Origin of the sequence: Pseudomonas reinekei (assembly GCF_001945365.1) — a bacterium.
In the GTDB taxonomy this organism is placed as follows: domain Bacteria; phylum Pseudomonadota; class Gammaproteobacteria; order Pseudomonadales; family Pseudomonadaceae; genus Aquipseudomonas; species Aquipseudomonas reinekei.
On record NZ_MSTQ01000001.1, the window covers coordinates 150011 to 169417 of the forward strand.

At 61.3% G+C, this 19407-nt stretch carries 15 protein-coding genes and 1 pseudogene; 4 read left to right on the top strand and 12 right to left on the bottom strand.

Features of this window, described 5'->3' with window-relative positions:
- Positions 1-70: 70 nt before the first annotated feature.
- Both BVK86_RS00740 and BVK86_RS30305 read right to left on the bottom strand, forming a co-directional pair.
- A complete protein-coding gene (locus tag BVK86_RS00740) occupies positions 71-853 on the bottom strand; it encodes a transporter substrate-binding domain-containing protein (RefSeq protein WP_075944586.1) in 783 nt (260 codons plus the stop codon).
- A gap of 27 nt (positions 854-880) precedes the next feature.
- Complete coding sequence (locus BVK86_RS30305) at positions 881-2884, bottom strand: aminotransferase class I/II-fold pyridoxal phosphate-dependent enzyme (RefSeq protein ID WP_075944587.1); 2004 nt, start codon at positions 2882-2884, stop codon at positions 881-883.
- Positions 2885-3127: 243 nt separating this feature from the next.
- On the opposite strand from BVK86_RS30305, the gene BVK86_RS00750 reads away from it, so the two are divergent.
- From BVK86_RS00750 to BVK86_RS00760, 3 genes are read left to right on the top strand one after another with little or no spacing between them, the layout of a single operon-like run.
- Positions 3128-4663, top strand: a complete 1536-nt coding sequence (locus BVK86_RS00750) for an efflux transporter outer membrane subunit (protein WP_075944588.1) — start codon at positions 3128-3130, stop codon at positions 4661-4663.
- Positions 4656-5795, top strand: coding sequence for an HlyD family secretion protein (locus tag BVK86_RS00755; protein WP_075944589.1), 1140 nt, complete (start codon positions 4656-4658; stop codon positions 5793-5795). Before BVK86_RS00750 ends, BVK86_RS00755 begins: the two co-directional genes overlap by 8 nt.
- A complete protein-coding gene (locus BVK86_RS00760; protein WP_075944590.1) occupies positions 5785-6816 on the top strand; it encodes a DUF2955 domain-containing protein in 1032 nt (343 codons plus the stop codon). The genes BVK86_RS00755 and BVK86_RS00760 overlap by 11 nt, the downstream gene beginning before the upstream one ends.
- Before the next feature lie 93 nt (positions 6817-6909).
- Here BVK86_RS00760 and BVK86_RS00765 read toward each other — a convergent pair whose 3' ends face one another.
- Together BVK86_RS00765 and BVK86_RS30050 are read right to left on the bottom strand one after the other, a co-directional pair.
- Complete coding sequence (locus tag BVK86_RS00765; protein WP_075944591.1) at positions 6910-7362, bottom strand: YMGG-like glycine zipper-containing protein; 453 nt, start codon at positions 7360-7362, stop codon at positions 6910-6912.
- A gap of 43 nt (positions 7363-7405) precedes the next feature.
- A pseudogene (locus tag BVK86_RS30050) lies at positions 7406-7573 on the bottom strand (Rieske (2Fe-2S) protein); the annotation flags it as partial.
- Positions 7574-7940: 367 nt separating this feature from the next.
- Here BVK86_RS30050 and BVK86_RS00775 point away from each other — a divergent pair.
- Entirely contained in the window at positions 7941-9005 is a 1065-nt protein-coding gene (locus BVK86_RS00775) for an RHS repeat-associated core domain-containing protein (RefSeq protein WP_075944592.1), read from the top strand.
- Positions 9006-9125: 120 nt separating this feature from the next.
- On the opposite strand, the gene BVK86_RS00780 is transcribed toward BVK86_RS00775, so the two are convergent.
- The 8 genes from BVK86_RS00780 to BVK86_RS00815 all read right to left on the bottom strand — a co-directional run bounded on the left by BVK86_RS00780 (position 9126) and on the right by BVK86_RS00815 (position 19398).
- Positions 9126-9836: an NAD(P)H-dependent oxidoreductase gene (locus BVK86_RS00780; RefSeq protein WP_075944593.1), complete on the bottom strand. Its 711-nt coding sequence runs from the start codon at positions 9834-9836 to the stop codon at positions 9126-9128.
- Positions 9837-9845: 9 nt separating this feature from the next.
- Entirely contained in the window at positions 9846-11492 is a 1647-nt protein-coding gene (locus tag BVK86_RS00785; protein WP_075944594.1) for an ABC transporter ATP-binding protein, read from the bottom strand.
- A 2-nt stretch (positions 11493-11494) separates the two neighbouring features.
- Complete coding sequence (locus BVK86_RS00790; RefSeq protein WP_075944595.1) at positions 11495-12322, bottom strand: ABC transporter permease; 828 nt, start codon at positions 12320-12322, stop codon at positions 11495-11497.
- Between the two features lie 3 nt (positions 12323-12325).
- Positions 12326-13285 carry an ABC transporter permease gene (locus BVK86_RS00795; RefSeq protein ID WP_075944596.1) on the bottom strand — a complete coding sequence of 320 codons (960 nt, stop codon included), beginning with the start codon at positions 13283-13285 and terminating at the stop codon, positions 12326-12328.
- A gap of 183 nt (positions 13286-13468) precedes the next feature.
- Entirely contained in the window at positions 13469-15070 is a 1602-nt protein-coding gene (locus BVK86_RS00800; RefSeq protein ID WP_075944597.1) for an ABC transporter substrate-binding protein, read from the bottom strand.
- A 97-nt stretch (positions 15071-15167) separates the two neighbouring features.
- Positions 15168-16583 (bottom strand): aldehyde dehydrogenase family protein, encoded by a 1416-nt coding sequence (locus BVK86_RS00805; protein WP_075944598.1) that lies wholly within the window; start codon positions 16581-16583, stop codon positions 15168-15170.
- Positions 16576-17766 (bottom strand): pyridoxal phosphate-dependent aminotransferase, encoded by a 1191-nt coding sequence (locus BVK86_RS00810; protein WP_075944599.1) that lies wholly within the window; start codon positions 17764-17766, stop codon positions 16576-16578. The genes BVK86_RS00805 and BVK86_RS00810 overlap by 8 nt, the downstream gene beginning before the upstream one ends.
- A gap of 24 nt (positions 17767-17790) precedes the next feature.
- Positions 17791-19398, bottom strand: a complete 1608-nt coding sequence (locus tag BVK86_RS00815; protein ID WP_075944944.1) for a 5-guanidino-2-oxopentanoate decarboxylase — start codon at positions 19396-19398, stop codon at positions 17791-17793.
- Positions 19399-19407: the final 9 nt, after the last annotated feature.

Here is a 19407-nt window from a genome sequence, read left to right on the forward strand (position 1 = left end):
GGCTTGCCAGCGATGGCGGTGTGTCAGGCACACCGCGTTGTGCCGATCGCCAGCAAGCCGGCTCCCACGGTCAGAATGTCGGTTTTACGCTGGTACCGAAGTAACTCTGTGACAGGTCGTCATAGTCCTTGCTCGCCAGCAGTTCCTGGATGGCCTTGTCGAGTTTGGCCTTGAGCTCTGTGTCGTCCTTGCGCATGCCGGCGCCCACACCTTTACCGAAGATCGGGTCATACGGCACTGCGCCGAGGTAGGCCAGGTCTTTGGCATCCGGTGTTTTGACGAAAGCGGCCATGGCGGTGCCGTCGGCCATCATCAGGTCGATACGGCCGGCAATCAGGTCGGCGTTGGCTGAGTCCTGGGTGTCGTAGTACTTAACGTCAGCAATTTTTTCGTAGTAGGTCTTCAGGTAGCTGGCGCTCACTGTCGAGTTCTGCACGCCGATGGTCTTGCCCTTGAGGTCATCCGGGTATTTCTTGACGGAGGCGTCTTTCGGCCCCACCACCGCGACCACCGAGTCGTAATAAGCCTTGCTGAACGCGATCTGTTTTTCCCGCTCTTCGGTCACCGACATCGAAGAGAAAATCACATCGATCTTCTTCGCCAGCAACGACGGAATAATCCCGTCCCACGCCACTTCCTTGATCTCGCAATCGGCTTTCATTTCGCTGCACAGCTTGTGGATCAGGTCGACTTCAAAGCCCTTCCACTCACCGTTAGCCTGTTTCTCGGTGTATGGCGGATACGGTTCGGCGGCGACCGCAAAGCGGATGGGTTGTGCCTGTGCCGCGCTCATGCCGGCCAGCAGTACGCAGGCGGCGCCGGTCAACCAGTGTGCAAAACGTCGATTTCCCATGGTGTTTTCCCGTCTTTTTATGTGGCGTTAGCGAGTTTGATGAGCGTTGACGAACTGCCGGCAACGCTCGCTGCGTGGGTGTACGAACACTTCGTCCGGCGAACCGGTTTCCTCGATCAGCCCTTGATGCAAGAAGGCGACTTTGGAAGAGACATCGCGTGCGAAGGCCATTTCGTGGGTCACCAGGATCATGGTCCGGCCTTCTTCGGCGAGGGAGCGGATCACCCGCAGCACTTCCCCGACCAGTTCCGGGTCGAGTGCCGAGGTGGGTTCATCGAACAGCATGACCTTGGGCCGCATGGCCAGGGCCCGGGCGATGGCCACCCGTTGTTGCTGACCCCCGGAGAGAAACGCCGGGTACTCGTTGCGCTTGGCGGCCAGCCCGACGCGTTCAAGCAAGGCTTCGGCCCGTTCGGTGGCTTCCGCTTTGCTTTCGCGCAGGACCTGGGTCGGCGCTTCGATGAGGTTTTCCAGCACCGTGCGATGGGGCCAGAGGTTGAAGTTCTGGAACACCATGCCCAGGCTTGAACGGATGCGTACCAGTTGCCTGGCGTCGGACACCAGCGGCGCCCCGGGACGGGTGTGGTTGAGGTGAATGCTTTCGCCGTCCACCAGAATCCGCCCCTGATCCGGTACTTCGAGCATGTTGATGCAGCGCAGCAAGGTACTTTTGCCCGAGCCGCTGGCGCCGATCAGCGAGATCACTTCGCCTTCGCGGGCGGTCAGCGATACGCCCTTGAGCACCTCGATATTGCCGAAGCGTTTGTGCAACTGTTCGACCTGGATCATGGTGCGGCCGGCGACCGGTTCGACCACTGCTGAAGGGGTCTCGCGGCTGATGATCGGCCGGGGCGCCTCACCTTTGAGCACCAGGACGAAATCACGAATCCGCTGGCAGGCTTCCGCCAGGCGTTCTTCACCGAGGGTGAACGACAGCCGCACAAAACCTTGCGCCGGTTCGCCGAAGGCCGCGGCATCCAGTACCGATACCCGCGCCTCGCGCAACAGGCGCCAGGCGAACTCCAGCGACGTCAGGCCGGTGGCGCGGACATCCAGCAACACGAACATGCCGGCGTCGGGCTTGAGTACTTCGATCCCCGGGCAATCCGCTAACCCCGCCACCACCAGATCGCGACGACGGCGATAAATGTCGCGCATGCCGTGGGTCACTTCGTCGTGGGCCTGCACGGCCTTGAGCGCGGCTTCCATGACAAACCCCGGCAAGCCGTAGAGCATGCTCAGCACCAGGGTTTCGGCATGCGCGACCAAGGCCGGGTGGGCAACGATCCAACCGATGCGCCAACCGGTCATGGCATGGGACTTCGACAGGCTGCCGATCACCACACAGCGCTCGGCCATGCCCGGCAAGGCGGCCAGGCTCAGGTGCTCGCGCTCGAATGTCAGGCTCTCATAGACCTCATCCACCACGACCCACAGGTCATGGGCGATGGCCAGGTCGGCGATGGCTTGCAACTCTTCGCGGTTGAGCACCACGCCAGTGGGGTTGTTGGGGTTGGAAAAGAAAATCGCCTTGGTGCGCGGGGTAATGGCCTTGGCCAGCACCGCCGCGTCAAGGCGGAAATCGTCGCGCGCCGAACAGGGCACACGCACCAGCGTGGCGCCGGAGGCCTTGAGGGTGGCCTCGTAGGTCACGTACATCGGATCGAGGGCAATCACTTCGTCGCCGGCACTGAGCAGGCACATCGAGGCGACGAACAAGGCGTTCTGCGCACCGGCCACGGTAATCACGTTTGCCGCTTGCACCTCACGCTCGAACAGCTTGCCGTAGCGTGCAGCGATGGCGTCGCGCAACGCCTGACGGCCGGCGATCTCGGTGTAGTGGGTGTCCCCTTCGCGCAGCGCCTGGATGGCGGCATCGGTAATGAAATCAGGCGTCGGGAAATCAGGATCGCCAACACTGAGAATGATCACATCCTCACCGTTGCGGCGAGCTTCGAACGCCGCATTGTGAATATCCCAGGCCGCAACGCCTTGTCCTGAGATCCGTTCAACAAAGGGTGAAAACCGCATGCCAGTGCCTCGTTCAAAATAGAAGAAACGCAAGCCCGCAACCAGCCGGGAAAGAAGGTGGAACGAACATAGACCAGGCTGAACACTCGTTCAACAGAAAAGTCACAACGGTTCGCGTTCAGCGTAAACAGGTCGTTTTTACGACAGTGGTGGCGTTTTTGCGCAGCGCGGCGTTGAAACTGAGCGGCGGCCATTCAGGCGTCTATGCTGCTGTGATGTCTATTGGTTGGAAGAAGACGCGCGATGCATTCAGGTACCCGCCCGCTGTTGCTGTTTGCCGTGCTTGTCCTCGGCGGTTGCGTGCGGTTGGGGCCGGACTTTCAACCACCGGGCGAAGCGTGGGTCGACCACTGGAACACCCCGGCCCTCGACCAAGCCAGCCAACGTGCGGTGAACCCGGACATCCGCCAGTGGTGGCAAGTGTTTGCCGACCCGGCGCTCAACCAGTTGATCGCCGAATCCGATGCCCACAACTCGAGCCTGAAAATCGCCGGATTGCGCGTCATGGAAGCCCGCGCGCAATTGGGCATAGCCCAAAGCAACCTCTACCCGCAACTGCAGCAGGTCAGCGCTGACAGCGTGTATGTCAACCGGCGACAGTACGGTGGCAATAACCCGGTCGACAGCCATTTCTGGCAGCACAGTGGCGGTTTCGATGTAGGTTGGGAGCTGGATTTCTGGGGACGTTTCAGCCGCGCGATCGAGTCATCCGATGCCAGTTATTTCGCGGCCGAAGCCAACTATGAAGATGCGCTGGTGTTGCTGCGCGCCCAGGTGGCCGACACCTATTTTTCCCTGCGCACCACCGAAGCGCGTCTGCGCGTGGCCCGGGAAAACGCCCGTCAGCAACTGCGCAATTACGAGATTACGGAAAAACTGTTCAATAGTGGCCAGACTGCCGAACTCGACCTGCAACAAGCCAAGACCCAATACCTGGGCACCTTGAGCACCCTTCCCGGGCTTGAGGATCAGATCGGTCGTATCCGCAATGCACTGGGTGTGTTGATCGGTCGTCCGCCGGGGGCGCTCCCGCTGATGGCTGAAAACACCGGACTGATTCCGCTGGTGGACCGCGCCGTGTTGCAGGACGTCCCGGCCAATCTGCTGTTGCGCCGGCCCGATGTGCGGGCTGCCGAACTGAATGTCGCTGCACAATCGGCGCTGATCGGCGTGGCCGAAAGCGATTTTTATCCGTCGTTGACGCTGTTGGGCAGCATTGTCTGGTCCACTGATACCCTGAGCGGTACGTCCCGCAGTCTCGATCTGGTGGGGGGCCCCAGCCTGCGCTGGAACGTGTTCGATTACGGGCGCATCAGCAACAACGTGCGCGTGCAGGACGCGCGGTTGCAGCAGTTGATCGAAGCCTACCGCGACAAAGTACGCCAGGCCGCACGCGAAGCGGATGACGCGGCCAATGGCCTGACGCGCTCATTGCAGCGCGAACGCATCCTGCGCCAGGCCGAAGGTGCTGCCAAACGCTCACTGGAACTGGCCAACACGCTGTACCGCGAAGGCTATTCGGATTTCCAGCGTGTGCTCGATGCACAACGCGCGCTCCTCGAACTCCAGGACAGTTACCTGCTCAGTCGCGGCGATGCCGTGAGCAACGTGATTGCCCTGTACAAAGCCCTCGGTGGCGGTTGGTACAGCGCCCAAGTCAAAGTCGACTCCACGACGCGCCAGCAGATGGAGCAACGCACAGACTGGGGCAATCTGCTGGCCGAACCCGCCGCCCCGCCCGCCTACCCTTTGCCCGATCAGGTGAAATCCCATGAGTGAAGCCGCGCCCGTGACGCCCGACGCGCCCTCCCCGCCGCCCGCGGAAGCGGCTGCCGATCCGACCAAAAAAGGCACCAAGTGGGTGCTGCTGCTGATCGTCCTCAGCCTCGCGTGGTACCTGCTGGCTGACCGTTTCACACCGTATACGCAACAGGCGCGGGTGGGCGCGTTTGTGATCCCGGTGGCGGCGGAAGTCTCAGGGCGGGTGATCCGCGTCAATGTGCGCAACAACCAGGACGTCAAGGCCGGGGAAGTGATTTTCGAGATCGACCCGCAGCCGTATCAGATTGCCGTCGACCGGGCTCGAGCGGACCTGGAATCCACCCGCCGGCAGATCGGCGCCAGTACCGCCGGCATAGCTTCGGCGCAGGCCAACTTGCGCGCGGCGCAAGCCAATGAGCTCAAGGCTCGCCAGGACAATCAGCGGTTGGAGGGGTTGTATCGCGAGGACCCGGGAACCATCTCCGTGCGCCTGCTGGAAGTCTCGCGCGCCAACCGTGAGGCGGCGGTCAGCCAGGTCGCTGCCGCCCGCGCCGAGGTACAACGCGCCCGTGAAACGGAAGGTGGCAGCGAGGAAGACAACGCCCAGTTGCGCAGCGCCGCGACCGCGTTGTCGAAAGCCGAGCTGGATTTGTCCAACACGCAGATCCGCGCTCGCTCGGCCGGGTTGATCACCGACCTGCGCACCGATGTCGGTCAATTCGCGGCGGCCGGTAATCCGGTCATGACCCTGATTGCGATCCACGATGTGTGGATCAGCGCCGACATGACCGAGAACAACCTCGCCCTGGTCAAACCCGAAACCCCGGTGTCCATTGCCCTCGATGCGTTGCCCGGCGAAGTCTTCCACGGTCGTGTGCGCAGCGTCGGCTACGGCGTCAGCGTGGGCCAACCGGCAGCCCCCGGCAGCCTGCCGACGGTGCAGAACAGCCGCGACTGGTTGCGCCCGGCGCAACGCTTCCCTGTGATCATCGAGTTCTCGCCGGACGCCTTGACCCTGCTCAAGGACAACCGTGCCATTCGCGCCGGCGGCCAGGCCGAGGTCATGGCCTTCCCGTCCGAGGGCAATGTCCTCAATCCCCTGGGCCGCATGTTTCTGTGGCTGATGAGCTGGCTGTCGTATGCCTACTAAGCGCTCGCCAAGGGTTCAGCGCGCGCTGCGCCTGGCCTGCGGCACCGCGCTGTGCCTGGCCGCGAGTTTCGGCCTGGGGCTGCCGATTCCGTTCCTGGCGCCGGTGCTGGGGGCTTTGCTGTTGGTCAGTCTCAATCGCCCGTTGCCGGTCAAGGCAACCCTCGTCCTGGCGGTGACCGCGATGCTGACCACCGGTATCGGGCTGCTGTTGATCCCGGTCCTGCGGTATTACGCCTTCAGCGGTGTGCTGTTGATTGGCATCGGTCTGCTCATGGTCTTTCGATTCGGCCAACGGGGCGGCAACAGCATGGTGGTGACCTTTCTGGTGATCGGCCTGACCATGATCCCTTCGGCCGGGGTCGCTGACTTCGGTCTGGCAGCGATGGTCATCAAGGCCCTGATCTGTGGCTTGTTGCTGGCCGTGATGATTGGCGGATTCAGCCACTGGCTGTTCCCCGAACCGGACAACGCCCCAGCGCCACCCCCCGCCGCCGCACCGCCAGAAGCCGAGGTCGACCGGGTGGCGCTAAGGGCCACCCTGATCGTGATGCCGACCTTTCTGCTGGCACTGATCGATCCCGCCAGCTACCTGCCCATCGTCCTCAAAGCCGTCAGCCTCGGCCAGCAGAGTTCGAGCACCAACACCCGCGATGCCGCACGCGAACTGATCGGCTCGACCTTGCTTGGCGGGCTGCTGGCGATCCTGTTCTGGAGCGCACTGAGCGTTTTCGTGCACCTGTGGATGTTCTTTTTGTGGATGCTGCTGTTCGCCCTGATCCTGGCCCGCAAGCTCTATGGCCTGAACCCGGGCCGATTAAGCCCGGGCTTCTGGCTCAATACCTTGGTCACGCTGATTATCCTGCTGGGGCAGTCGGTTCAGGACAGCCTGTTGGGCAAGGACGTGTACACCGCGTTTGCGGTGCGCATGGGGCTGTTCATTGCGGTGACGCTGTACGCGTGTTTGATGGTGCATTGGCTCGATCAGCGACCGGCCACAAAAATCAGCGCGAGCCTGTACTGATCTTGAGACCTGTACTGAACCTGTGGCGAGGGAGCTTGCTCCCGCTGGATTACGCTGCAGGCCCCTCTTTTCACTCAGCGTAGCGCCAGTGGCTCAAGGATTAACCTGATACCCCTTCCCCTGCAGACAGCTGATATAAGCGGTGGACGTGGTCGAGGCGTTGGTCTTCTCCTGGGCTCGCCGTTCCTGACGCTGGCGCGAACCACCGACCACGGCACCGGCCGCAGCGGTCTGCTTGGCGCGGTCCTGTCGGTAGTCCTGCTTGGTGTCGTCATCGACGCGATCATAGAACTCGTCATGCTGACGCCCGCGCACCTGCGCCGCCGTGGCACCGGCGGCAGCCCCCGCCGCCGCGCCCTTGACCCGGCCACCGGAAGGCGTCGAGGTCGTCGATGTACTACTGGCGGCGATGCTGTTGCATTCATTGATGTCGAGTTGGGTCTGTTGTGAGCTCTGGCCCTTCATCGGTACGACCGTTTGTGCCCAACCCTGGACACTGAAAACCGACAATACGATGCACAGGCCGATGGGCGACAATCTGTTCATGATGTCCTCCGGATGGGCGCGAGTGGCCCAAAGAGAGTGTAGATCAGCCCTCCTCGCCAACCTCCATGACCAGACAATTTCCGACCCAGCGCACCGGCACCGCCTCCAGCTGTGCGCCCTTGCACGGCCCGTCAATGCAGTGCCCGTCTTCGAAGCGAAACATCGCACTGTGGTGCGCGCACATCAGCACCTTGCCGCCATAGGTGCAAAATGTTTATTAGGCGCCAATCCCCCGAAGGGGTATACGGCCGAAAGCAAGGTATGACGTCTTGATGAGCCCTGGCTCGGGCTCCACCCAATCGTTGGCGGATCGTGGTGTTCGGCGTCATGGAGGCTACAAGCGCACCCCGACGCCAACAATTCCAATCTCGGCGACTTCAGTGTTTGCGTATTTAGAACAATGCAGGCGTCGTTGATTTTGAAAATGGCGCTAATCACCTGTGTGCGAGCCTGCTCGCGATGGCGTCAATACAACCCACGCAATCTACGGCGTTTCTCCTATCAGTTCTGCTAGTACCCGCCCCTTTCCAAATCCTTGATACTCAGACCCTCCAGTCCTTGAAAGTCCGGAGCGCCAAATGTCCCAATCAAAACAACCCTGGGTCATCCGGTATCACTATGATCCGCTGGATCAAATGACCAGCCATACCCTTTCGGGTACCCCGGCACGTCATCGCTTTTATTGCAAAAACCGACTGGCAACCGAAATACAAGGAGCGGTCGAATACTCCATCGTGCAGCACGGCGATCTGTTACTGGCTCAGCAACAGCACCAACAAGATGCGCACGACACCACCGTATTGGCCACTGATCTGCAACGCTCAGTGCTGCATACCTTCAAGAAAGACACCCAACCAGAGCTCATTGCCTACTCTCCTTACGGACATCGCTCCGCTGTGGCTACGATGCTCAGTTTGTTGGGTTTCAATGGCGAACGACCGGACCCTGTGACTGGAGGTTATTTATTGGGCAATGGTTATCGGGCTTTTAATCCGGTATTGATGCGGTTTAACAGTCCAGACAGTTTGAGTCCTTTTGAAAGGGGGGGATTGAATGCCTATACGTACTGCGTGGGGGATCCGATTAATCGAAGTGATCAAGACGGACATGCCTCTTTACCCTTGCGCATAACACTGCAACTTGCAATTAAGGCTCGCAAGATAACAGCTCGAAGAATGGCAAACAGCATATTTGAAATCCCAGGAATTCCCGGCAGATATAAGTTAAAACCTGGAGTGCCCGATATTCAGGGTGCGCGTATGCGTTCGCACATACAGAAACAGCTACATCTGGAGTCAACAGACTATCTTTTTGACCAGAAACTGCTTGCAGATCTTGCCGAACCTAAAAAAACACTCCCTGAAGACATTGGAAATACCGATACATTACTCCAAAATAGATACTTAAAAAACAAGCATAAAATAGTTCAGCATATATACGAAAAAGACCAAACCAAATTCCCCTTTAGTCGTGGAGTTTTCAGTGGGGAAAAGTTATTTGATGCCGTAATGGACGGTCCTCTGTGTAATTACGCCCGTAAATATGTTGAGGAAACATGGCACAACCCCATATACAAAAATATAGACACACCATCTCAAAAAACTATTCAACTGGTCGAGGCGTATTTTATCCGAGTCAACTGATATGTCGTCCCCAATACGCAGATCTGAAATCCGCTCATAAAATGCCGCCCAAATCCAGCTACGTAACCACCTAAAAGCCCTGTGGGATTAAGCCTGCTCCCACAGGGTAAGCGGTGTCGGTCAGGAATTTTTAGCCAGCGGATACAATTGGTCATCAAACTGTGCCAGTTTCGGAAACACCCGTGGCTGGTCGTCGCTCAGATGCTGCAGCCGCTGGCTGTAATCCACCAGAAACTGCTGACGCGCTTCATCGCTGATGTACGGCACATGCCAGGCCACAAACGGCTCCAGCACATCGAAACCGACATACGCCAATGTCCCACGCAGTATTGGGCGCAACATGTCTTCCAGCGGACCATGAATCGCGTCTTCGCCGAACATGTGTTCGCGCCCGCCCAAGGTCACCGTCACCAGCGCCTTCTTGCCGGCCAAACCACCCTGATCGTAGAAACGCTTGCCGCCGTAGCAGATACCGGACACCAGCACCCGGTCGATCCAGCCCTTGAGGATGGCCGGGGTGGAGAACCAGAAGATCGGGAAGTTGAGGATCAGCAGGTCGGCCCACAGCAGTTTGTCCAGCTCGGCCTGGATGTCCGCCGCCAGCGACTGGCTTTTCACCCCCAGGCGTTGCTCCAGGGCGTACACCAGGTACTCGGGGTTTTCCCGCGAAGAGAAGTCATTGGCGCTGGCCACCGGGTTCCAGTTCATTTTGTACAGGTCGCTGACCTGCACTTCATGGCCCTGGGCTTCAAGGGTCTCGACCGCTTGATCGCGCAAGGCCGCGGTGAAGGATTTTGGCTCTGGATGAGCGTGGACGATCAGTACTTTCATGGTGATTCCTTAGGCTTTTTCCAGCGTAGGGTTTGAATTCGGGAGCGCGCGGCTGGCCAGCAAGCGGTCGAGCCAGTCGGGGTCCATTTGCGGTTCGGACGAAAACAGCAGTCCGGTGTAATCCTGGTGCGGCGGAGTGAAAATCTGGCTGCGTGAGCCGTGGTCGACCACCCTGCCCCGTTGCATCACCAGCACCTCATCGGCGATCGCCCGCACCGTGGCGACGTCATGGGTAATGAACAGGTAGGCGACGCCGAGTTGTTGCTGAATACGATTGAGCAGTTTGAGCACGCCTTCAGCCACCAGTTGATCGAGGGCCGAGGTAACTTCGTCGCAGATGATCAACTGCGGATCGGCCGCCAGTGCCCGGGCGATACAGATCCGTTGTTTTTGCCCACCGGACAGTTCCCGGGGCTGACGCTCCATGAAGGTCGCCGGGTCGAGTTCGATCATCTCCAGCAGCTCAGCCACCCGTGCACGCATGGCCTTGCCTTTGAGGCCCAGGTAAAAGGTCAGTGGCCGACCGATGATGTCGACGATGCGCTGACGCGGGTTCAACGCCGTGTCCGGGATCTGGTAGATCATCTGGATGCGCCGCAATTGCTCTTTACTGCGCTGGCGAAAGTCCGCCGGCAACGGTTGGCCGTCGTACAGCACCTCGCCATGGGTGGGTGGCAACAAACCGGTGATCAAGCGCGCCGTGGAGCTCTTGCCACTGCCGGATTCGCCGATGACTGCCAGGGTCTGCTCGCGATACAGCTTGAGCGAAACATCATGAAGCACCGGTTGGTGGCCGTAACTGGCGCAACTCTTGCGCAATTCCAGCAGCGGTTGCTCTTGCTGTGGCAGTGCCTTGGGCTCAGTGCGGAAACTGCGTACCGCCCACAATGACTTGGTGTAATCCTCCTGTGGGTCACCGAGCATCTTGCGGGTCTCGGCCTCTTCCACCAGTTTGCCGTGGCGCAGCACCATGATGCGGTCGGCCATTTGCGCCACCACTGCCAGGTCGTGGCTGATGTAGATCGCAGCGCTGCCGTAGGTTTTCACCGCATCGCGGATCGCCGCCAGCACTTCGATCTGGGTGGTGACGTCCAGCGCGGTGGTCGGCTCGTCGAAGATGATCAGATCGGGATGGCACGCCATGGCCATCGCTGTCATGACCCGCTGCAACTGACCGCCGGAAACCTGATGCGGATAACGCTGGCCGATCTGTTCGGGATTGGGCAGGCGCAACACGCGGTACAGTTCCACGGCTTCGGCCATGGCCTGATCACGGCTCATGCCGCCGTTTATCACGGCGGTTTCGACATGCTGATCGATCAGCCGATGGGCCGGGTTGAACGAAGCGGCCGCGCTTTGTGCGACGTAGGCGATGCGCAAGCCGCGCAACTTGCGCAGCGCTTCGGGCTTGGCCTTGAGCAGGTCAATGCCGTCGAAATGCACCGAACCGCCGGTGATTTTGCAGCCGTCTCGGGTGTAGCCCATGGCCGACAGGCCGAGGGTCGACTTGCCCGCCCCCGACTCGCCGATCAGCCCCAGCACTTCGCCGCGCTGCAGGGTCAGGTCGATGTCCTTGATCAGTGGGTGCCAGGCGTCTTCGTAGTGACCTTCGATGTGCAGGTCGCGAATTTCCAGCAAAGGTTTGGTTGTCGTCATGTTCAGCACTCCTTGAGGCCACTGGATTTGTGCAGCATCCAGTCGACGACGAAGTTGACGCTGACCGTGATCAACGCCACGGCCAGGGCGGGCAGCAACGGGCTGATGTCGCCGAAGGTGATCAGTACGGCGTTGTCACGCACCATGCTGCCCCAGTCGGCGGTTGGCGGCTGGATGCCCAGGCCGAGGAACGACAGCGCACTGATGAACAGGAACACAAAGCAGAAGCGCAGTCCGAACTCGGCAATCAACGGCGCCGCCGCGTTCGGCAGCACTTCGCGGGTCACCAGCCAGTAAAGGCCTTCACCGCGCAGGCGAGCGGCTTCGACGAAGTCTTGAACCACCACGTTCATCGCCACGGCGCGTGACAGGCGAAACACCCGTGTCGCGTCCAGCAGCGCGATCACCAGCACCAGCGAAGTCGCGGTGGTGCCGACCACGCTGAGGATCAGCAAGGCGAAGATCAGCTGGGGAATCGCCATCAGAATATCCACCACCCGCGACAAGCCCTGATCGACCCAGCCGCCCTTGATTGCCGCGACTAGGCCGCTCAACCCACCGAGCAGGAACGCCAGTACCGTAGTCAGGAAGGCAATGCCCAGGGTATTGCGCGCGCCGTAGACCAGGCGGCTGAACATGTCGCGCCCCAGGTTATCGGTGCCCAACAGAAATTGCCCGCCCCACGGCGCGAAGCCCTCGCCCACCACCTGGGTTTCGCCGAAGGGCGCCAGCACCGGAGCGAACAGCGCCACCAGGATGTACACAACGATGACCAGCAATCCGAACTTGGCACTCAGCGGCGCCCGGACCATTTGTTTAAGCACGCTCATGGTCTACCCCTTTGGATGCATCAGACGTGGGTTGCTGGCAATCGACAGCACATCGGCGCTGGTATTGAGCAGGATGTAGGTCGCCGCGAAGATCAGGCTGCAAGCCTGCACCACCGGGATATCGCGCTTGGCCACCGAGTCCACCAGCAACTGGCCGAGGCCGGGATAGACGAACACCACTTCGACCACCACCACGCCCACCACCAGGTACGCCAGGTTCAGCGCCACCACGTTGACGATCGGCGCCAGCGCATTGGGCAGCGCATGGCGGAAGATGATCCGCGACTGACTGATGCCCTTGAGCCGGGCCATTTCGATGTAGGGACTGGCCAGCAGATTGATCAGCGAGGCGCGGGTCATGCGCATCATCTGCGCGATCACCACCAGACTCAGGGTTGCCACCGGCAGTACCGAGCGTTCCAGCACGGTGCCGAGGGACGCGTCTGGCGACAGGTTGGAAATGCTCGGGAACCAGTTGAGCTTTACCGCGAACACCAGAATCAGGATGTAGGCGACAAAGAACTCGGGAAACGACACCGCGCTCAGTGCCGAGGTGTTGAGCAAGCGGTCGAACCAACTATTGCGATACAGCGCGGCGAGCATCCCCAGCAGCAACGCCAGTGGCACTGAAACCAATGCTGCCAGCAACGCGAGGCTGAAAGTGTTGCCCAAACGCGCGCCGACCAGGTCGGCAATGGGCCGCTGGTTGGCCAGCGACACACCCAGATCGCCGTGCAGCAATTGCCAGATCCAGTGGCCGAAACGCGTCAGTGGCGGCAGGTCCAGGCCCAGTTGCGCGCGGTAGGCCGCCACGGTTTCCGGCGTGGCGGACTGGCCCAGCATGGCCTGGGCGATATCGCCCGGGAGCAGGCCGACGGCGAGGAAGATGATGACTGAAACGGCGAACAGCGATAACAGGCCTAACGCCAGGCGCTGCCCTAATAGCTTGAAAATACTTCTCATCGTGCGGTTCCTTGAATGGGCACGTTTGCAAACTGCAAATTTCTACTGTGGGAACACGCCCCCCTGTGGGAGCGAGCCTGCTCGCGAAAGCGGTGTGTCAGACACCAAAAATGTCCGCTGACAGGGCCTCTTCGCGAGCAGGCTCGCTCCCACAGTTGATCTCCACAGAGTTCAAGACCGGGTTTACGCCTGCCACCACCGCTCAATCACCCGCAACCCGTCCAGCTCGCCATAAGGCGCTGTCTGCCCGCCATGGGCGATTTTGTTGGAGCGCGCCGCCACCGAGCTGGCGAACAACGGCACAATCGCCCCGCCCTCGTCGCGGCACAGGCTCTGCATTTCGTTGTACATCTCGCGGCGCAGCGGTTCGTTCATCTCGCCACGGGCGGCGTTGAGCAATTGGTTGAAACGCGGGTTGTCCCAGTGGGTTTCGTTCCACGCCGCGCCTTTGGCATAACCGATGCTGAACATGCGGTCGGCGGTCAGGCTGCTGTACCAGAACGACGTAGTGAACGGCTGCTTCATCCACACGTTGGAGAAGAAACCATCCGCCGGTTCGCGCACCACATCGATCTCGATCCCGGCGGCGCGGGCCTGCTCCTTGAACAACACCGAAGCGTCGACCGCGCCGGTATACGCCGCGTCGGAGGCTTGCAGGCGAACCTTGAGCGAATCCAGACCGGCCTTCTTCAGATAGAAACGCGACTTGTCCGGATCGTAGGTTCGCTGCTCCAGCGCGGTGTTGATGAAGCGGCTACCTGGCTGGATCGGGTGGTCGTTCCCCACAAGGCCGTAGCCGTACAGCACCGATGCGAGCAACGTTTCACGGTTGATCGCGTGCTTCATCGCCATGCGCACGTCGTTGTTCTGGAACACCTGGCTGTCGGTAAGCATCGGGAAGGTGTAGTGCTGCGCGCCCTTGGTTTCTTCGATGAACAGGTTCGGGTTGCGCTTGAGCAACGCCACGGTTTTCAGGTCGACCTTGTTGATCACGTCCACTTGCCCGGTGACCAACGCGTTGATGCGCGCGGCGCCGTCGCCAATCGCAATCAGCTCGGCACCGGCGAAGTGCGCGCGCCCAGCCTTCCAGTAATCCGGACTGCGCTCCAGGGTCATGCGCACACCCGGCTCGAAATCCTTGAGACGATAACCACCCGTGCCGACACCAGCCTGCCAGTCCGGCAGGCCATCCTTGCTCGGCATGATCACCAAATGGTAATCGGCAACCACGTAGGTGAAATCGGCGTTGCCGGATTTCAGTTCGAACACCACGCTGTCGCTGCCATTGGCACTGACCATGTCCACATCGCCCAACACGGTTTTCGCCGCCGAACTGGATTTGTCCCCGAGGTGATGCTGGATCGAGGCAACCACATCGTCGGCGGTCAGGGTCTTACCGTTGTGGAAGGTCACGCCCTGGCGCAATTTGAAAGTCCAGACCCGAGCGTCCGGGGTCGAGGTCCAGCTTTCGGCCAGTTCGGGGATCGCCGTGCCGTCGACCGCAATTTCGGTGAGGGTGTTATAGATCGCCGAGAACCCGACGAAGGTGAACGTATCGACCCAGGAGCCGGGGTCTTTCGAATCGGTGGTGCTGCCACCCGCCAGGCCCAGGCGCAATACGCCACCGGGTTTCGGCGTCGACTGCGCCGCCATGGCGCCAAACGGCAGCCCCATGGAGAACGCCCCGGCCACGGCGGCTGCAGCGGCGCTGTACTTCAAGAAGTCGCGACGCGGGAAGCTGAATTCATGGTTCGCTTGAGTAATCTTGTTTTTGTTATCGCTCATTGCATTGCCCCTGATGAAAGCTAATGAAATACCCGTTCAAAGCCACGCCAGACACCGGGCCATGGCCCGGTGCGTACAACGTTTGAATCGCCAACGGTCACACCTGGATCGCCTTCACTTCGACGAATTCGTTCAGCCCTTCTTCCCCCCACTCCCGACCATTACCCGATTGTTTGTAGCCGCCGAACGGCGCCTGATAATTGAACGCCGCACCATTGAGGAAGCACTGGCCAGCCCGCAGTTGCCGCCCCAGATGCAGGGCGCGCTCGGTACTTCCGGCCCAGACACCGCTGGACAGGCCAAAAGGCGAGTCGTTGGCGATCTGGATCGCGTGGCCTTCATCGGTGTAGGGAATCAGGCACAGCACCGGGCCGAAGATTTCTTCCTGGGCAATGCGCAGGCGGTTGTCGACGTCGGCGAACAGCGTCGGGCTGACGTAATAACCGCGCTCGAACGCCGGTGCTGCATCACCGCCGCACAGCAGGCGCGCGCCTTCCTGTTGCCCGACCTTGATGTAGTCGAGCACGGTGCGGCGTTGCCCCGCCGAACACATCGGCCCGAGGAAGCTTTGTGGGTCGAGTGGATCGCCCATTTTCAGGCTCAGGGTTTCGGCCAGCGCCAGCTCCACTGCTTCGGCATAACGACTGGCCGGCAGCAGCATGCGGGTCAACGCGGTGCAGGTTTGACCGGAGTTGATCATCACGTCCTGCACGCCATAGCGAACCGCAGCCGCCAGGTCAGCGTCTTCGGCAATCAGCAGCGGCGACTTGCCGCCCAGTTCCAGGCACACCCGTTTCACCGACGGTGCTGCCGCTTGTGCGACGCGAACACCGGCGCGGGTGGATCCGGTGAACGACACCATGTCGACGTCCGGGTGTTTGGCCAATGCTTCGCCGACTTTCGAACCCGGCCCGCTGACCAGGTTGAAGACCCCGGCCGGCAGGCCGATGGCTTCGATCATCTGTGCCAGCAAAAACGCATGCAGCGGCGTTTCCTGGCTCGGCTTGACCACCACCGTGCAACCGGCAGCCAGTGCCGGGGCGAGTTTGCCGATCAACTGATGCAGCGGGTAATTCCACGGATTGATAAAGGCGCAGACGCCCACCGCTTCACGCATCACCAGCGAGTTGCCGACTTCGCGTACGTCATCCATCAGGCGGGCCAGTTCGACGTATTGCTCGAGGCCAATGATCGGCCCGTCGACCTGTACCGAGCGGCACCATTGCACCGGCATGCCCAGTTCAGTGGTGATGACCGCGGCCATTTCATCGGCACGGCTGCGCAGTTGCTCAGCCAGTGCACGGATATACCCGGCGCGAACGCTGGACGGTGTTCGCGACCATGACGCGAAGGCTTTGCGCGCGGCGGCTACAGCGTTGTCGACGTCACGCTCATCGCCCAGCGGCACGCTGCTGGCGACTTCTTCGGTGGCCGGGTTGATCACTTCGGCCATCCCCTGCCCAGACGGCGTTTGCCAGCGGCCATCAATAAACAATGTCTTGTGGTTAAGCATGAACCTCGGCCTCCATCAATTCCCGGGCACAACGGGCAATACGCTGACAGGCATCGCGCAACGGTTCGGCGCCGACCACCAGCCCCAGGCGAATATGCCCCGCAGCGCTCGGGCCGAAAGCTTCGCCGGCCAGTACAGAGACGCCATGGCGATCGAGCAGGCGGTCGGCAAACGCCTGCGCGCTGAGCCCGGTTTCGCGGATATCCACCATCACGAACATTCCGCCATCAGGTTTCAAGGCGCGCACGCCCGAACATTCGGCGAGGCTGTCGCACACCAGGTCGCGGCGCTCACGATAGGCTTCGCGCATGGCGTGCAGTTCCGGCAGAGGGCTTTGCAGCGCGATCACCGCGGCGTCCTGAATGAAATCCGGCGAACCGTAGAGCATGCACAGCGCAAGGTTTTCCAGGTGTGCAGCCAGTGACGGCGGCGCCACCACCCAGCCGACGCGCCACCCGGTCATGGCGTGGGACTTCGACAGGCTGTTGAGGGTCGCCGTGCGCTCGGCCATGCCCGGCAAACTCGCCGGGCTGACGTGCTCGCCTTCAAACAGCAGTTCGCTGTAGACCTCATCGGAAATCAGCCACAGATCGTGGGCGATGCACAGTTCGGCCAGCGCCTGCCAGGTGCTGCGCGGCAGGCTTGCGCCTGACGGGTTATGCGGACTGTTCAAGGCCAACGCCCGGGTGCGAGGCGTGATCCGCGCGGCGACGTCTTCGGGCAATACGCGAAAACCGTTTTCCGAACGCACCGGCACCGGTACGACCACGGCGCCGCAGGCACCAAACACCGCTTCGTAAGTGACATACATCGGTTCGGCGACGATCACTTCATCGCCCGGGTTCAGTACGCATTGGGCAACGGCGAACAGCGCACACTGCGCGCCGGCCAGCACCGTGACCTGATCCGCCGAAACCGCTTGCCCGCTGCGTTGCCGATGACGCCTGGCGATGGCTTCACGCAGGGCCCGCTTGCCGCGTACTTCGGCATAGTGCGTGTTGCCGTTGAGCAGGCTGTCGATGGCGCCCTGAACGATGGGTTGCGGTGTGTCGAAATCCGGGTCGCCCACGGACAGCAACAGGATGTCTTCACCCTGCTCGCGCAGTGCCAGGGCCCGGTAGTGAATATCCCAGGCGGCGGCGCCGTCTCCCGCGATACGTTGAGTCAGATCGGAAAAGCGCATGGCTTCATCCCCCTTAAATACAGTTCAATGGGCGCAGGCATGCTTGAGTTCGATCAGCGTCACGCCGTTGCGCTTGAAGCCGTGACGCAAGTCGGTTTGCAACTCCGCCAGGCTTTGCGGCTGAGTCACGGTGCAACCGAACGCGCGCGCAAGGGCGGCGAAATCCGGGTTGCGCGGCAGCACGCCGATCGGCTCGATATCGAGGCCGAGCATGTCGTCGCGGATCTGTCCCAGTGCGTCGTTGTTCCACAGCAAAACGACCAACGGGCTGTCGAGTTCTTCCACGGCGGTGGCCAGTTCCTGGGCCGTGTAAAGGAAACCGCCGTCGCCCACCAGCACCAGGCCCGGACGTTGCGGCGCGCCGAACTTGGCGCCGATGCCGGCGGGCAAGCCGTAGCCCAAGGTGCCGTAGCCGGTCGGGTGCAACCAGCTACGGATGGCCAGACTGTCGAAGGCGTAGTTGCCGGTGTAGGCCAGTTGGGTCATGTCGGTGCTGATGAACGCGTTGTCCGGCAACTCCGCAGCAATGTGCTCGAGAATTGACTGATGGATCCGTTGCAACGGGCCATGGCTGGCCTTGACCGCTTCACGCAATGCCGCAACCGAGGCAATCGCCGCGCTGGCGTCACGTACGCTGGATGGCAGGCGCTCGAGCAAGCCGCTGAGGGTTTGTTGCGCATCGCCATGCAGGGCCACGGTACAGGGATAGAAGTCGTTGAACTTGCGCGGATCGATGTCCACTCGCAGCAGTGCAGCGTTGAGCGGCAGGCGCTCGCGCCAGAAATCGGTATCGGCCATTTCGGTGCCGACCGCCAGCACCACGTCGGCATCGGCAATCAGCTTCCAGCCCGGCTCCACGCACAACGACGAACCGGCATTCAACGGTGCATCCGGTGGCAGCAGGCCCTTGCCGGCGACACTGGTAAACAGCGGCGCCGCGAGTCGAGTGCTGATGTCCTGCAGTTGCGAGGTGGCGTGCAAGGCGCCGCCACCGGCGATGATCATCGGGCGTTTGGCGCCGTTGAGTTTGGCCACGGCTTCATCGAGCGCAGTGGCGGATGCCGGACCACGCCCGGGACGACGCACCACGTCGTTGCTCCAGTCATTAGCAATCGGCGCCGACAATACATCCAGCGGCACCGAAATGTGCACAGGACGCGGACGCTCGCTGTCGAACACCGCATAGGCGCGGGCGATCAGTTCCGGCAGGTCTTCAGCGGTAAGCGCCACGGCCGAGAACGCAGTGATCGGTGCAGTCATCGCCCGCTGATCCTGGCACTCATGCAGGCTGCCCCAGCCCTTGCCGAGGCTGGCGCTATGGTTGACGCTGGAAATCACCAGCATGGGAATCGAGTCGGCGTACGCCTGCCCGATGCCGGTGGCGGCGTTGGTCACGCCGGGGCCGGTGATGACGAAGCACACGCCGGGTTTGCCGCTGACCCGCGCGTAACCGTCGGCCATGAAACTGGCGCCTTGTTCATGACGCGTCAGCACGTGGCGAATGCCGCTGCCGGGCAAGCCGCGATACAGCTCCAGTGTGTGTACGCCGGGAATGCCGAACACGGTATCGACACCGTAATTGGCCAGCAGGCGCACCAGCGCCTGGCCACCGGTCAAGGGTTTGCTTTGCATGTTCAGGTC